General features: G+C 31.6%; 14 protein-coding genes. 5 read left to right on the top strand and 9 right to left on the bottom strand.

Features of this window, described 5'->3' with window-relative positions; genetic code table 11:
• Positions 1-7 precede the first annotated feature (7 nt).
• Positions 8-457: a cold-shock protein gene (locus FOF46_RS17740; protein ID WP_109434931.1), complete on the bottom strand. Its 450-nt coding sequence runs from the start codon at positions 455-457 to the stop codon at positions 8-10.
• 341 nt (positions 458-798) lie between these two features.
• Between FOF46_RS17740 and FOF46_RS17735 the strand changes: the two genes are divergently transcribed.
• Positions 799-1,377, top strand: a complete 579-nt coding sequence (locus FOF46_RS17735) for a pseudouridine synthase (protein WP_109434930.1) — start codon at positions 799-801, stop codon at positions 1,375-1,377.
• A gap of 16 nt (positions 1,378-1,393) precedes the next feature.
• Here the strand turns inward: FOF46_RS17735 and FOF46_RS17730 are convergent, their stop codons facing one another.
• From FOF46_RS17730 to FOF46_RS17695, 8 genes are all read right to left on the bottom strand, one after another.
• The gene (locus tag FOF46_RS17730) at positions 1,394-2,884 is read right to left on the bottom strand and encodes a S41 family peptidase (protein WP_143917384.1); all 1,491 of its coding nucleotides are present in this window, start codon (positions 2,882-2,884) and stop codon (positions 1,394-1,396) included.
• A gap of 109 nt (positions 2,885-2,993) precedes the next feature.
• Positions 2,994-4,094, bottom strand: a complete 1,101-nt coding sequence (locus tag FOF46_RS17725; RefSeq protein WP_244299646.1) for a helix-turn-helix domain-containing protein — start codon at positions 4,092-4,094, stop codon at positions 2,994-2,996.
• Between the two features lie 115 nt (positions 4,095-4,209).
• Positions 4,210-4,839, bottom strand: a complete 630-nt coding sequence (locus FOF46_RS17720; RefSeq protein ID WP_143917382.1) for a chloramphenicol acetyltransferase — start codon at positions 4,837-4,839, stop codon at positions 4,210-4,212.
• 2 nt (positions 4,840-4,841) lie between these two features.
• Positions 4,842-5,534 carry an HAD family hydrolase gene (locus FOF46_RS17715; RefSeq protein ID WP_109434926.1) on the bottom strand — a complete coding sequence of 231 codons (693 nt, stop codon included), beginning with the start codon at positions 5,532-5,534 and terminating at the stop codon, positions 4,842-4,844.
• 6 nt (positions 5,535-5,540) lie between these two features.
• Positions 5,541-7,232 (bottom strand): energy-dependent translational throttle protein EttA, encoded by a 1,692-nt coding sequence (gene ettA / locus FOF46_RS17710; protein WP_109434925.1) that lies wholly within the window; start codon positions 7,230-7,232, stop codon positions 5,541-5,543.
• Between the two features lie 50 nt (positions 7,233-7,282).
• Positions 7,283-7,465: a CAL67264 family membrane protein gene (locus FOF46_RS17705; RefSeq protein WP_101449145.1), complete on the bottom strand. Its 183-nt coding sequence runs from the start codon at positions 7,463-7,465 to the stop codon at positions 7,283-7,285.
• Positions 7,466-7,692: 227 nt separating this feature from the next.
• Positions 7,693-9,102: an alpha/beta fold hydrolase gene (locus tag FOF46_RS17700; RefSeq protein WP_143917381.1), complete on the bottom strand. Its 1,410-nt coding sequence runs from the start codon at positions 9,100-9,102 to the stop codon at positions 7,693-7,695.
• A 232-nt stretch (positions 9,103-9,334) separates the two neighbouring features.
• Entirely contained in the window at positions 9,335-10,768 is a 1,434-nt protein-coding gene (locus FOF46_RS17695) for a DNA/RNA non-specific endonuclease (RefSeq protein WP_143917380.1), read from the bottom strand.
• Positions 10,769-11,000: 232 nt separating this feature from the next.
• Here FOF46_RS17695 and FOF46_RS17690 point away from each other — a divergent pair, with 232 nt between their 5' ends.
• The 4 genes from FOF46_RS17690 to FOF46_RS17675 all read left to right on the top strand — a co-directional run bounded on the left by FOF46_RS17690 (position 11,001) and on the right by FOF46_RS17675 (position 15,987).
• On the top strand, positions 11,001-12,629 hold the full coding sequence (locus FOF46_RS17690; protein WP_143917379.1) for an acyl-CoA carboxylase subunit beta: 1,629 nt from the start codon (positions 11,001-11,003) through the stop codon (positions 12,627-12,629).
• 2 nt (positions 12,630-12,631) lie between these two features.
• Positions 12,632-14,470, top strand: coding sequence for a tetratricopeptide repeat protein (locus tag FOF46_RS17685; RefSeq protein ID WP_143917378.1), 1,839 nt, complete (start codon positions 12,632-12,634; stop codon positions 14,468-14,470).
• Between the two features lie 25 nt (positions 14,471-14,495).
• Entirely contained in the window at positions 14,496-15,245 is a 750-nt protein-coding gene (locus tag FOF46_RS17680; protein WP_143917377.1) for a LytR/AlgR family response regulator transcription factor, read from the top strand.
• 118 nt (positions 15,246-15,363) lie between these two features.
• A complete protein-coding gene (locus FOF46_RS17675) occupies positions 15,364-15,987 on the top strand; it encodes a hypothetical protein (RefSeq protein WP_109434919.1) in 624 nt (207 codons plus the stop codon).
• Positions 15,988-16,022 lie beyond the last annotated feature (35 nt).

Raw genomic sequence — 16,022 nt, 5'->3', positions numbered from 1 at the left:
AAAAAAATTATACTTTTTTAACTCTTACCGCATTCATACCCTTAGGTCCTTTCTCTAATTCAAAAGTAACCCTGTCATTTTCTTTTACTTCTTGCGTTAAACCGTTAACATGTACAAAATATCTTTCCTGAGTTTCATCCTCATTAATAAAACCATATCCTTTAGAATCATTAAAAAAAGCTACTCTTCCCTTTTTTACTGGGTCAAATTCTTCTTTTTCTCTTTTAGGAATTCCTATCTCTATATTCTCAGCTTTAATTTTTTTCTTTTTAGAAGGATCTGGCGGAGCATCAGTAGTATAGCCATACTCATCCACATAAGCAATCATACTATCTAAACCATTTCCTTTGTTAGAATTGGCTAGACGTTCTGCCTTCTTTTTTTGCTTTTCTTCGCGCTTTTTTAATTTCTTTTTTTCTTTCTCTATTTTACTAAAAGTTTGTTGTGATTTTGCCATTCGTTTTTTTATACTGTTTTACTAAATTTACATTTTAACCCTATCATTCACTATGATTTGTCATTGAAATACTAAACGAATGATTGGAAAATAACAATACTTAAGATTGATTTACCTAAAATTTACCCAGTTGTCGCAATAACTTGCTACAGCGTATATATAAAACGTGAATATGAGCTGAAAATATATACAAAGATAGGGTATACATTTTAATTTAAAAAAGACTCTTTCATAAATTGCGGGATATAAGAATTTAGACCCATAAAAAACTAAATCCTTAATTTCGCTTTTACCAAACTATATTAAAAGTGATTCTAAAGCATTGCGAATAGCAAATCCATATGGAAAAAGAAGAAAAACATCATCATTTTATGATTTATAAACCTTATGGATTTCTAAGTCAATTCATCAATAATGGGCAAAAACAAAATTCAAAGAAATTACTAGGAACACTATACGATTTCCCAGAAGGAATAATGGCTATAGGACGATTGGATGAAAAATCAGAAGGATTATTATTACTTACTACTGATGGAAAAACCAGTAATTATATATGTAGTGGTGGGGTCGAAAAGGAATATTATGCACAGGTAGATGGAGATATTACCGTAGATGCTATAAAATTATTAACACAAGGAGTCGAGATTGGTTTTGAAGGAAAAAAATACACTACAGCTCCATGCAAAGCTTTTAAATTAAAAACTACCCCTGAATTTCCACAAAGGAGCAAAAAAATAAGAGATGATAGGCATGGCCCTACAAGCTGGGTATCAATTACATTAAAAGAAGGTAAATTTCGCCAGGTTCGTAAAATGACTTCAGCGGTAGGTTTTCCTACACTACGACTTGTAAGGGTTCGAGTTGGAGAAATCTACCTCGATAGCATGCAGATAGGAGAAGTTAGAAAATTAATGTTATAATCTTATTTTTAAAATTTTATTTATTAAATATAGAAAAAGCTTTTTCTATTGCTGGGTCCTTATCATTAAGCATAACCATGGATTTATGAAAAGTTACCCATTCTCTAGAATATGGAATTAAAAAATCAGGAGTAATCCCTACATATTCATAGTTTTTATTGTTGCTAGACTCATATATCTCATTGGATAAACCAAAACTCCATCCATTGGGCAATTTTTTCTGTAAGACATCAGAAAAAATCCCCATGGTGTTAGAACCAATTCTAATTATATTTTTAAAACCAAGTGATCCTAAAACCATTGCTTCTGCAGAACTGCCAGTTTGAGATCCCATTAGAAGTACAACTTTTCCTTGGTATAGTTTATCTGAAGACTCAACATACACCTTACTTTCGAATGAATTTTCTACCCCAGTCCATATCTTTTTTGTAAAAATATTAGTTTTGTTTGTTGTAAAATACGACAGTATATCCATAGCCACCTGATCTGTACCCCCAGGATTAAATCTTAGGTCTATTATTAGATTTGGAGTATCAGACAACTGCGTAATAATAGAATCCATCATAACCTTCACTCCTTTTCTTTCTCCTCTAAGATATTGCCCAAGTGTTTTTCCTTTTTTAATATCATCAAAAACTTTTTCCCAATGTTTATCCCAATACTCATTAGAATTATAGCTTTCTGCAACATAAACATCTTGAGAATAACCATTCATACTATTAATTTGAATGTATCCCACCTCTTTTTTTAATTTTCCCCATATCAGTAAGTCCTTATGATATCGCTTAAAATTATTTGTATTGTAGAGTTTTAGAATATTTTCTAGTGCATTGCTTCTCAAGGAAGTATAATCATATTCTTTATTCGAATCTGAAACCTCTTTTTCATTATCAGAAGGTTCACTCTCTTCTTTTTTTAGTTCTCTAATTTTTAAATATGCTTCGCTTATATCTTTGGGCACTCGTAAACTAATATGTTCATCTTGAATTGCATCTAAGATTTCTCCTATATAACCATATAACTCTACCTCTGTTGTATTTTCTGTAATAAGATGTATATGATCCCTATATATCTTATCCCAATCAACCCCTCTTAGTGCAGAATATGCATAGTTTTCTTTAAAAGTATGCCATAAAACATTGAAGTTAAGCTTTGGATCTTTAGAAGAAAAAATAGGATTTTCACATAATGCAAGAGGTTCTTTAAGTTTATTAAACTTATATCTTGTGATGCCATATTTAAGAATCATTGATACCTCGTCAGTTTCTTCAATCTTATACAGATCGAATAAAGTTTCTAAGGAACCGGTCCAATCATTTAAGGCACTAGAAGATGATGGTTGACACGAAATTTGAGTTACATCATACATTTTGTAGGTGGTTTCAGATATTTCTAAATACACCCCATATCCCTCTTGTAACCAATAGCCCTGAATACCTTTATCAAATTGGGAAAAACTACTCTGACAAAAAATAAGAAAAACGAAAATAAGATGAAAATGCTTCATTTGTGAATTATTGTTTGATTGATGATGACCTTAATAAATATTTTGAAGCATAAAAAAAAGGAATAAACAAAGGCCAATCGTATCAAATTATAATATGATACATAAAAAATCAATCTTTATTCAATTTCCTAAATTCAAAAGGTGTCTTTCCTGTGGTTTTTTTAAAAACTCTATTAAAAGTAGCTTTAGAATTAAAACCACATTCATAAGCAATACCTAATAATGTTATTCTGTTATACTCAACATCTTTAAGTCTATTAATTACGGCATCAATCCGGTATTCATTTACAAAATCTGAAAAACTTTTATCTAAACCCTCATTAATAATCCTGGAAGTCACATTTGGATGAATATCTAATTCTTTGGCAAGAGCACTAAGGGTTAATTCTGCATTTAGAAAGAATAAATTAGTTTCCATTTGTATTTTTAACCATTTAGCTTGTTCAATGATTTCTTTAGATGGGATATTATTTTTCTCAAGTGGTTTTTCTCTATCCTCTAATAAAATAATTTCAGGTCTTAAAAACCCTTCAGCACTTATCCAAATAGTAACTGCTGCCATTAAGATATAAAGTGGATAATAGTGTATTACCCCTAAGGAGTAATCAAAAACAAAATAATCTATAAACGTATAAGGAACCCAAAGAAACCAGAGTACAGCAAAGATAATGAGTAAGCGATACAACCAACCTAAATAATACTTGTGATCATTACTATAATTATTCTTAACCCATTGATGATAGTTCTTTATCGATTTTAATGCATAAAAACTATATAAGAGTACAGAAATAATAGCTATTAATTGTAATAATGGACTCGATATAAGGAAAGTTATGGTATCATAATTTGGTATTTCTTTATGTATACTTTCAATCCCTTGAATAATAGAAATACAGAACTCTACTAAAACAGGTGTGAAATGTAAAAAATGTTTCTTTTTAAGACTAAATTCCCTTTCGGTCATGTATTTGGTGTAAAAATAAATACATGGGCCTAAGGCCAGAGCATAATGAAGAGGAATCAAATTTAAAACATTATGTAAAGTATATAAATCAAAATCTATTAACAGTACCCAGCAATTCCATAACGAAATAATTATTGGAACCAAGCCCAGAAAACGATTTGCTTTTAAATTAAATCTTTTTGTGAAAATTAATAGAATTCCAAAAGTGATACCAATAATAACAGAGACCAGTATTGTGAAATTCAAAATATTTACAGGTAACTGAATCACATTACAATAGATTGATTATTTTATTAAAAATATAAAAAACAAAATAAACAATTCTTAATCAATGAATTAAAGATTTCAAAAGCTTTTATTACTATTCATTCAATAACTTTTGAAACTCCTCCAGGTATTGACCAATATGATATCCATCCATCAAACCATGATGTACATAAATCGCTACGGGTAAGTTTAATTTTCCATTGTCTTTTGAGTATTTACCAAATGAAATTTTGGGTACACTATCTTTATATTGAAAATGTCTGGCATGAGTAAGTCCTGTAAAAGAATACCAGGGAATAGATGAATAATGAATCGTATCTATTCGTTTTGCATTATCATTATGACGTAAACCTGTACTATTTTTTACAGCTTCAATTTCTTTTTGGGCCTTAGCCATAAAAATCTCGAAATTACTATCAAATTCCATAAATGAAAAACCAAAACTATGATCTTCTCTTCCAATAGTAGGAGATGCGTGAATCTTATTATATACAAACACTTTATCATCTTCTACTCTATACCTAAACTCTTTGATTGCATTAGCCGCCTGAAGAGATTTATGTAAATAATATAAAAAGTAAGGATATCCAAAATCTTTTATTTTTTGATATCCTTTTGTAAAATCAACAGTAGTTGTAATCCCAAAAAATGGTTCATCAAAACTTCCAAAGAACTCAAAATGTTCTTTTCGGCTCCAGGAATTAAAATCAAGTACTGTTTTCATTATTATAACACTTGTAAAAGCTCACTTGCTTTAGTAAAACTTCTAAAATTAGGATGATTGACTTCTTCATGCACCATTTCATGAGCCCATGTAGTATGAAAAGGAATATGAAAGGCGTGTGCTCCAATATTTAAAACGGGTAAAACATCTGATTTTAATGAGTTACCTACCATTAGAAATTCCTTTTCTGTAATATCAAGATGTTTTACCAATTTACGATAATGCATTTCTGTTTTATCGGAAACAATTTCAATATGATGAAAATATTTTTCCAATCCTGATTTCATCAATTTACGCTCTTGATCTAATAGATCTCCTTTTGTAGCCATTACCAACCGGTATTTCTTGGATAACTCATTAAGAGTTTTATCAATTCCATCGATTAGTTCTATAGGCTCCTGAAGCATTTGCTTTCCTTTCTCAATAAGCTTTTCTACTAAACCAATATTCATTTCTCCATTAGAAATAGTAATAGCAGCCTCAATTAACGAAAGCGTAAATGGTTTGATACCATATCCATATAATGGAAGGTTTTTCATCTCCACATCAAAAAGTAATTTATTTGCCTCTTCTTTAGGTAAAAATTGTTCTAATAATTCACAAAACTCTTCTTCTGCTTTCCTGAAAAAAGTTTCATTAACCCATAGGGTATCATCAGCATCAAATGCAATGACTTTTATATTTTGAAATGACATCTAATACTATCTTACTAGTTTCTTGTACTTAATACGTTTTGGCATTAAATCTCCACCCAAACGTTTCTTTTTATTCTCTTCATAATCAGAGAAACTTCCTTCAAAGAAATACACTTGTGAATCTCCTTCAAAAGCTAATATGTGGGTACATATTCTATCTAAAAACCATCTATCATGAGAAATAACAACAGCACACCCTGCAAAGTTTTCAAGACCTTCTTCTAATGCTCTTAAGGTATTAACATCAAGATCATTGGTTGGCTCATCCAAAAGCAATACATTACCTTCTTCCTTTAAGGTCATTGCCAAATGTAATCGGTTACGTTCCCCTCCAGAAAGTGTAGATACTTTCTTATTCTGTTCGCTACCGCTAAAATTAAAACGGCTTAAATACGCTCTGGAGTTTACTTGTCTTCCTCCCATCATAACCAATTCTTGCTCATCACTAAAATTTTGCCAAATGGTTTTCTCTGTATCTATATTACTATGACTTTGATCTACATAGGCGATAGATGCTGTTTCTCCTACATTAAAACTCCCTTTATCCGGTTGTTCTTCTCCCATAATCATCTTAAATATTGTCGTCTTACCTGCCCCATTGGGACCTATAATACCTACAATACCTGCCTGAGGAAGGTTAAAGTTTAAATCTTCGTACAACAACTTATCCCCAAAAGCTTTACTTACTCCACTGGCTTCAATAACATTGGTTCCTAATCTAGGACCATTAGGGATATAAATTTCTAATTTTTCGTCAACTTGTTTTTGATCCTGACTTAATAATTTATCATAATTACTAAGACGAGCTTTTTGTTTTGCCTGACGTCCTTTTGGTGCCATTCGCACCCATTCTAATTCTCGTTCTAATGTTTTTTGACGTTTGGATGCTTGTTTTTGTTCTTGAGCTAATTTCTTTGCCTTTTGATCTAACCAAGAAGAATAATTTCCTTTCCAAGGGATCCCTTCTCCTCTATCTAATTCTAATATCCATCCTGCAACATTATCCAAAAAGTACCTATCATGCGTAACTGCGATAACTGTACCTTTATAATTTTGAAGGTGATGCTCTAACCAATGAACAGATTCTGCATCAAGGTGGTTTGTTGGTTCATCCAATAAAAGAACATCTGGTTCTTTTAGTAAAAGACGACATAATGCAACTCTTCGTCTTTCTCCACCTGATAAAACACTGATTTTCTTATCAGAATCGGGAGTACGAAGTGCATCCATTGCTATCTCTAGTTTGGTATCTAGCTCCCAAGCATTACTTGCATCAATCTGATCTTGAAGATTTGCCTGCTTATCCATAAGCTCCTGCATTTTATCAGGATTTTCATATACTTCTGGAAGGCCAAACATATCATTAATCTTATTATATTCATCCAAAACAGCAACCGTTTCTGCAACTCCTTCCTTTACAACTTCTAATACTGTTTTTTCTGGATCTAACTGTGGCTCTTGTTCTAAAAAACCTACCGTATATCCTGATGCAAATACAACATCTCCCTGAAAGTTTTTATCTACCCCAGCTATAATTTTTAATAAAGTAGACTTACCAGAACCATTAAGCCCCAGAATACCAATTTTGGCTCCGTAGAAAAAACTTAAATATATATTTTTTAATACCGGAGTATTCGCACTTTTATACGTTTTACTAACTCCGGACATTGAGAAGATTACTTTTTTATCGTCTGACATATGCCCTTAAATTATATTTTTATTTGATGATTGATTGTATGTAAAAAGAGTTACACTCTTCCTTTTAAAGCATTAAAAACCCAGGCAATTGCAAAAAAGCCAACTCCTACAGCTGCAAAACCATATCCTGACACATCTCTATATCTAAATGCTCCTAATGCAATAAGTGCAAGGCCAACTAATATCATTATAAAAGTTGCCCAAGCCAATACTGTATTTTTATTCATTCCCATAAATTATTATTTAGTTTAGTACTAACACTTGTAATTTTTCAAATATAAGCAGATGCAAATATCGGTATTTTATAGTCAAAAAAAGTGATTTTTTATCCACTTATTATAACGTAAAGCATGTAAAACACTCAATAGCAACATTTAAGTCGTTTTGATAATTACAATAAGATCGAAAAATTAAATACAATCAAAAGAAAAACCAAATTAAATTTCTTTGTTAAGATTATTTATTTTTTTAAAGCTACGTATTCATCATTTACTATAGTTTGAGTAATTGATTTTCCTTCAATAAACTCTGCAGCTATTTTGGCAAAACTATTTTGTGCAAAAAGAGCTACAAAATGAGGAGCATCTGTTACACTCACCAATGTCACTTCTCCTACTTTAGATAATTTCTTAACATGTCGAACTGCACCATCATAATCTGTTTTAGGATCTAAAGTGCCTTGAAATATTAACGTTGGAGGCATTTTTTGAGGTATAATGGTAAAATACTGATCACGTTGATAGGTTGGCATCGTATTTTCTGCAATAAGATTAGGTAAAGGACTTGTAAACAATAACCCTTTAGCTTCTTCTACAACATCAACTTTTTTCATTCCTGGTCTTAGATTATTTTCTGAGGCTGTTATTATTTGCACCAACGGAATTGAACTTGGAGATGTATCATATTTAGAGCCATAATCTTTATAAAAGTTAATAATATCTTGCACAACATCATTTAATACTTTAAAATCATTTTTTTCTAAACCCTCTATTATCGAAGGTAACTTATTTCTAGCATCAGGAATATCAAGCATCATCCCCAAGATTGAAGATAAATTTTGACCTGGTATCTGTTCTGCAAATTTCTTATCGCTCTGTGAACGTTCGATCAATTTTTCTAACCTTGAAGCTAAATTAACTCCTTTAGGATTAGTTGTGTCAAAATTCTGTAAAACCATACGCCCTACTTTATCTGTAACCTGAGATCGTTTACTCAAATCAAAATCACCATCATCTTGTAAAGGCACTAGAGAATCTAATAAAACTCCATCTACTTTTACCATATTTTGCTGCATTAATCTCAGGACTAATTGTGTACCATAAGAAACACCGTATATGTACCTTTTCCCTTCTCCACTCAAATTATTTATTAGTACTCCTAAATCCTTTGCTGCATTGGTAATCGAAAATGCCTGGGTATACGGTATATTACCAAACATTTGTCCAAAGCATGGACCCCATTCATCATTTGCCAATGCAATACCATTTGCAGATTCCAAACTCTCTTGTTCTGGGCATATCTTACTAGAGGCACCTGTACCTCTATGATCAGGAACAATTATATCTAAATGAGGAAATATTTCTTTAAATTTTGTAATTAAAGGATAAAAACTTGCTCCTGATTCACCTGGCCCACCAGCAATTAACCAAATTGAACCTTCTCTTTTTTCTTTTGCGGGGAACTTCCTTATAAATAAATCAATGGTTTCTTCTTTTCCAGGTTCATGAAATAACGGAGTTTTTACTACTGAACACAGAGATAATTTTAATTCTGGTATAGTTTCAGAGGTATTACATATTTCAAATTGAGCATTAGAGGTGGACACAAAAGACACTATCCCGACAAAGGAAAAAAATAATTTTCTAATCATTATTGTTATTCTTATTCTTACTTTAATTGATTCATCTATTTCCAATAAAACTAAAATGGCAATAGAACTGGAGTAAATGTATAAATATTAAAAACCTACCAAATTATTTTCGCTTTTTTTAACGTTACTTTTTCGATTTGATCCATCTCTATCTTAAATTTCAATTTTAGAATACACAAAAACGGATGCCCTATTATAAGAACATCCGTTTTAAAATATATAAGGTATGTTTTTAATTAAAAGACCTGTTATCTAATCTTGATTCTACTACTGATTCAATAGAATTAGGTATATTTTCAAAAAAGTCATACCCTGTAAGGTTTTCAATATCATCAACTGTTGTTATATATTGTCTCCAGTCACTACTAACATTTTGATCATTAGGAACATTGATAGCAATCATTCTAGTTGAGGTAGTCACTCTATTGATATCGTTAGAGCCATTTGGTAATACCAATGCAACTTTCCAAAAAGAATCGGGTACATTAACCCTTCCATTACTTAAAGTTGATCTAAAACCATTACTTCCGGTACCACCAGTACCTGTGACACCTGATACGATATGAACTTCGTTACCTGCATCTACCAATGTTCTTAAATATCTCTCAAGTCCTACCCATGGTCTTGTGTTATTTCTAGGTGCTTGTGGTGCCATATTGGTCATAAAAAAAGTATTCTCATTTTCCTGAGCCGTAACGGTTCTGTCTGCAGATGGGCAGATATGTCCTCTATGAAATCCAGAACCTCTATATTCATTTTCTGTTATTCTATTAAAGGTACTTGGCAAAGATGTATCTTGCTGAAAGCAGTTACAACGTCCTCTGCTTCCTAACCAATCAGCATTTAGATGCCAACTCACCCAATTTGGTGTACCATTATTATTATTGTAGGATAAAGCAAATTCTGGTTTAGACAAGAAATAATTATTTGCATTAGAATTTGCATTAGAAGGGTTTCCAAAAGCAATATTACTATTTCTTCCGCCACCTTGGTTGCCTCCGCCGCCATCACCACCTCCTCCGGTAGTACCAGTAACAATTTCTAGATTATCGATATTAATTCTGTTACGTCCTCCTGAAGCTTTGGAAATACCATATCGTACACTACGGGTTTCATTCACTTCAAAAGAAACGGTGTTTAATGTTGTAGAGGTTGTATTTACAGTTTCTCCTACAAAAGACCACGAGGATCCATTATCATAAGAAGCTATTAATCTCCAGGAAGAATTTCCATCATTACCGTATTTGGCATGGCGAACACGAACAGTTCTTGCCCCATTATCCATATTAAAGGACATCACAGCATATCCTGTATTTCTCATTCTAATAGATTTTCTTCCAAACTTTCTATCTCTTGATAGTGTACCTATCAAAGCATCGTTAAATGACCAGTTTCCAGAAGATAAGTTAACACTTCCACTCGCATATCTTGGTTTTGAACCAGACTCATATCCTTCTGTAAAGCCTGATGACCGTTTTGCAGAAAAATTATGCTCATGTGGACCTTCATTATCATAAAAATTAGTTGTCACATCAAACTCACCGTTAATGGCTAAGGGGACAGATTCAATGGGTTCATAAACAGATTCATCATTGGTATCACAACCTGCAATTAGTAAAGTAATTACAAAAAGAAAAGGGAAAAAATTGACATTCAAAAGTCTCATAGTTGAATTTTTAGGTTATTGATTTGTGTTATTTTAATTTCAAAATAATCGTAAATGCATCATAACACTGTTAATCACTTACCAAAAAAATGTTATCAAACAATTAATAATCAACACTTTAATTAATGAAAAAATAACACTTTAGAAACATTACTATAACTATTCTTAAATTCAATATGTATTCTTTATAAACTGTACCTTTTTTGTATTTTCGTGCAAACAATACACACAAATGGATATAAACTTCAATAAGAACGAAGATCATAATAAACTTTTAGCATCAGACCTAAGGCAGCGACTAGCCAAAGTAAAATTAGGAGGGGGTGAAAAACGAATTGAAAAACTTCATTCTCAAGGTAAAATGACCGCCAGAGAAAGAATTGATTATTTATTAGACAAAGATTCTGAATGTATTGAAATTGCTGCTTTTGCTGGTGAAGAAATGTATCAAGAACACGGTGGATGCCCCAGTGGCGGTGTTGTTGTCAAAATTGGATATATTAGTGGTAAACAATGTATTGTCGTAGCAAATGACGCAACGGTTAAGGCCGGTGCATGGTTTCCTATTACTGGAAAGAAGAATTTAAGAGCTCAGGAATTATCTATAGAAAACAAACTACCCATTATTTATCTTGTTGATAGTGCCGGAGTATATCTTCCTATGCAGGATGAAATATTCCCTGATAAAGAACATTTTGGTAGAATCTTTCGTAACAATGCCGTAATGAGTAGTATGGGTATTGTCCAGATATCTGCGGTTATGGGAAGTTGCGTTGCTGGTGGTGCCTACCTTCCTATCATGAGCGATGAAGCATTGATAGTTGATAAAACGGGAAGTATTTTTTTAGCAGGAAGCTATTTGGTAAAAGCTGCAATAGGTGAAACTATTGACAATGAAACTCTAGGCGGAGCGACTACACATTGTGAAATCTCTGGAGTCACAGATTATAAAGCCAAAGATGACAAAGATGCTTTGGATACAATTAAAAATATAATCTCAAAAATCGGAGACTTTGAAAAAGCTGGGTTTAATCGTGTTAAACCTGCTAAACCTAAAGATAACCCAGAAGAAATTTATGGCATATTACCAAAAGCCAGAAATGAGCAATACGACATGATGCAAATCATTAGTCGATTGGTTGATGATTCTGAATTTGAAGAATACAAAGCTGGATATGGACAAACTATTATAACTGGATATGCACGTATTGACGGTTGGGCTGTTGGTATTGTTGCCAATCAACGTAAAATTGTAAAAACCAAAAAGGGAGAAATGCAATTTGGAGGGGTTATTTATTCAGATTCTGCAGATAAAGCCACTCGATTTATTGCTAATTGTAATCAAAAGAAAATACCATTAGTATTTCTGCAAGATGTGACTGGATTTATGGTTGGGAGTAAAAGTGAACATGGAGGTATTATCAAGGATGGTGCAAAAATGGTAAATGCTGTAAGTAATAGTGTTGTTCCAAAATTTACTATTGTAGTTGGTAATTCCTACGGAGCAGGGAATTATGCCATGTGTGGTAAAGCATACGATCCCAGGTTAATTGCCGCATGGCCAAGTGCAGAACTCGCTGTAATGGGAGGTGCCCAAGCTGCAAAAGTATTATTACAAATTGAAACGGCTTCTTTAAAAAAGAAAGGTGAAGAATTATCTGAAGAGGATGAAAAAGCTCTTTTTAATAAGATTAAAGGCAGATATGATGCTCAAACCTCTCCATATTATGCCGCAGCAAGAATATGGACAGATGGTGTAATTGATCCCTTGGATACTAGAAAATGGATTTCTATGGGTATCGAAGCTGCAGACCATGCCCCTATCGAAAAGAAGTTTAATTTAGGGATTATCCAGGTATAAAAATGAAAGTATCTTTTATTGTTATTATTTATGCACTAGTACTCAGTTTACACGGGATACATGCACAATCTGAAGTAGAAAAAACTCAAAAAATAGAACAACACTTATTAAAATCTAAAGCTTTATTACAAAAAGATTTAGATAGCTCTCTTTTTTATGTTGAAAAAGCTCTAGAATTATCCAAACTAATTGCTAATGATACGTTATTAGCCAAATCTCGATTACAAAAAAGTAGTGTTCTTATTTTTAAAAAAGGGTTTTCTGAAGCAGATTCATTACTTCAAAACAATCTTAAGAATGAATTACCAAAACATATTGAGGGGCAAACATTACATAATCTAGGGACTATTCAATATTACAAACAAGACTTTAAAAGAGCGTTAGATATTTACCTAAAAGCAGCAAAGATCTTAGAACAAACTAATAATTCTAAACAACTTGTAAATACGTATACGAATATAGGCTCTATTAATGCTGCACTTAAAAACTTCAAAAATGCGCAAACGTATTTGGAGAGAGCTCTACCATTAAGTGAATTTAATGAAATTTTGAGATTACAGATCCTCGTGAATCTTTGTAACATTTATAAGGAACAAAAACTCTTTAAAAAATTTACAGATAATATCTTTGAAGCCGAAGCTTTAGCAAAAAAGTATAAAGCAAAAAATATCTTATCTGTAATATATAATAACCTTGCTCCTTATTATACAGAAGAAGGAGCTGATTATAACAAAGCTCTTGATTACGGAAAAAAAGCAATTATATTAAAAAAAGAACTTAATCAGACGAGTACTTTAAATGTTTCCTATAATAATGTAGGACATTCTTATCTCAAAAAAGGAGAATATAGAAAAGCAATACAATATCTGGATAGCGCAGTGCCCGGTACTCAAGGTGTATTAAAGTCATATATCTACAATAATCTAAAAGAATCCTATTCTGGTTTAAAAGATTACAAAACTGCAATTCTATACGCCGATCTTAAAGATCAAATCAAAGATTCTATTACTAATGCCGAGCAAAAGGAAAAAGTAGCTGAACTAACAGAAAGATTTGAATCTGAAAAGAAACAACAACAAATTGATATTTTAGATACAAAAAATGAATTACAAGCACTTACTATAAAACAACAAAATTATATACTTATCGTATTGATTATTTTTGGTGTACTGGTATTAATTTTAGGGTATTTTGGGTTTAAAAGTTACAAAACCAGACAACAACTGGATACTGTGTTATTGCAACAAAAATTAAGAAAAACACAGTTGAATCCACATTTCTTATTTAATGCTTTGCAAAGTATTCAAAATTTTATCTATCAAAATGATAAAGAAAAATCTGGTTCGTATTTAGCTAGCTATTCAAAATTAATTCGACTAATTTTAGAAAAATCAGATGATAACTTTACTAGCGTTGAAGATGATAAAACCGCTTTAGAATCTTATCTTAATCTACAACAGCTTAATTATAATAGTAAATTTGATTATACTATTGATGTTGATAGTACTGTAGAAGAAGATTTTGACATGTTACCTACTCTCATTACCCAACCTTTTGTAGAAAACGCAATATTACATGGGCTAAAAGATAGCGACACAGGAAACATCGTAGTAAAATACTATAAAAACAATAATACTTTATATGTATCTATTGTAGATAATGGTAAAGGTTTTGAAACTAAAAAAGAAAATGCCAAACGATTACACAAATCCATGAGCATGGGGATTATTAGAGAACAGTTAAAAAACCTCAATAAAACTTCAAAACATTTTGACGGACATATTTCTATTGATTCTTCTAACGAGGGAACAAAGGTTATTCTAAGTTTTACTGCGGCATAATCAAAAAGTATACTACCTTTATCCTATGAGTAATATATCTTGCTTTATTGTTGAAGATGATCCACAAGCACTTACCTATGCATCTGCTATTGTAGAAAAATATGGTACCATTAACATTATTGGGAGTTGTGACTCTATAATAAAAGCTTCAAACCAAATAAAAGAGTTAAAACCTGACTTTATCATTCTGGATGTTTTTTTAACCGATGGAAATGCATTCGAATTTCTTGCTCTTTTTAACACTATCGAATTCAAAATTATTTTCACTACTTCATTTGCCAAATATGCCATCGATGCTTTTAGGTTCAGCGCATTAGATTATCTTTTAAAACCTTATGAAGAGAAAGAATTAGCTTTGGCTTTGGATAAAGTAATTCAGGATATCCACAAAACAAACTATCAATCACAATTAAACACACTTCTTCATAATCTTTCTCATAAAGATCAGTCAAAAAAACTTGTACTAAAAAATGCCGATGCTATTCACATTGTTGATATTAAAGACATTTTATATGCAAAATCAGATAATAACTACACTACATTCCTTCTTGTAAATAACAAAGAAATTTTGGTTTCAAAACCTCTTAAATCTTTTGATGAAAAGCTAGGTAGTTATAATTTTTTTCGTGTACATCAGAGCTTTCTAATTAATCTTAGCTATATATCTAAGTTTGATAAACGCAATGAAGAAGTAATCCTTAAACAAGAACATTGCATACCAGTAGCACAAAGCAGAAAAAAGAATCTAATAGAATATATTAACCAATTGTTTTAAGATTCTCTTTAAACTCCCTTGATTTCTAAATACTCCTCTTCAAATTCACATTTATAAAAAATCTTGTTTTTAATAGATTTAAATTAGTTCATAAAACTATTTTAAAACAGAAAAAACAATGAAAAAAACTGCAATCACAATAGTATGTATTGCGTTATTATTTTCCTGCGGAAAAGATAAAAGCGGAGAAAAAGAACCCGGGCTATTTGACGTAATTGAAAGTGTTTCGGATCTTAATCAAATGGCCAATGAAGCAGAAAAAATTGAAGAAGAAAGCGAACAACTAAAAAATGCCACACCTATCTCCAAAGAAAAACTAAAAGCTTTATTACCAGAAAGTTTATTGGGGTATCCAAGAAAAAAATTCTCTATCGGAAATCAGTTTATGCCAGATATGAATATGGCAGAAGCCGAATATGAAAACGAAAATGGAGATCTTATTTCTTATTCTATAATTGATGGCGCGGGAGAAACAGGTAGTGCAATGGTAACACTTGCCCGATTAGGTTTTTCTAGGGATTTCGAAGAACAGAGTGATTCTGGATATAGAAAATCCATAACTATAAACGGATATAAAGCTATAGAAGAAGTAGAAAAAGATAGCTACGATGGTAGTGAGGATTCTAAAATAGAACTTCTAATCTCCAATAGATTCATTGTTACTCTAGACGGAGAAAGAGTCTCTATGGTTCAATTAAAGAACGCCATTAAAGAACTTAAATTAAATCAACTAGGGCAATAAAAAAAAGAATAGCACATCACACAAATATTTAATTG

The sequence above is a fragment of the Aquimarina algiphila genome, from assembly GCF_007489275.1.
In the GTDB taxonomy this organism is placed as follows: Bacteria; Bacteroidota; Bacteroidia; order Flavobacteriales; family Flavobacteriaceae; genus Aquimarina; species Aquimarina algiphila.
This window is presented reverse-complemented; position numbering and strand designations above follow the sequence as displayed.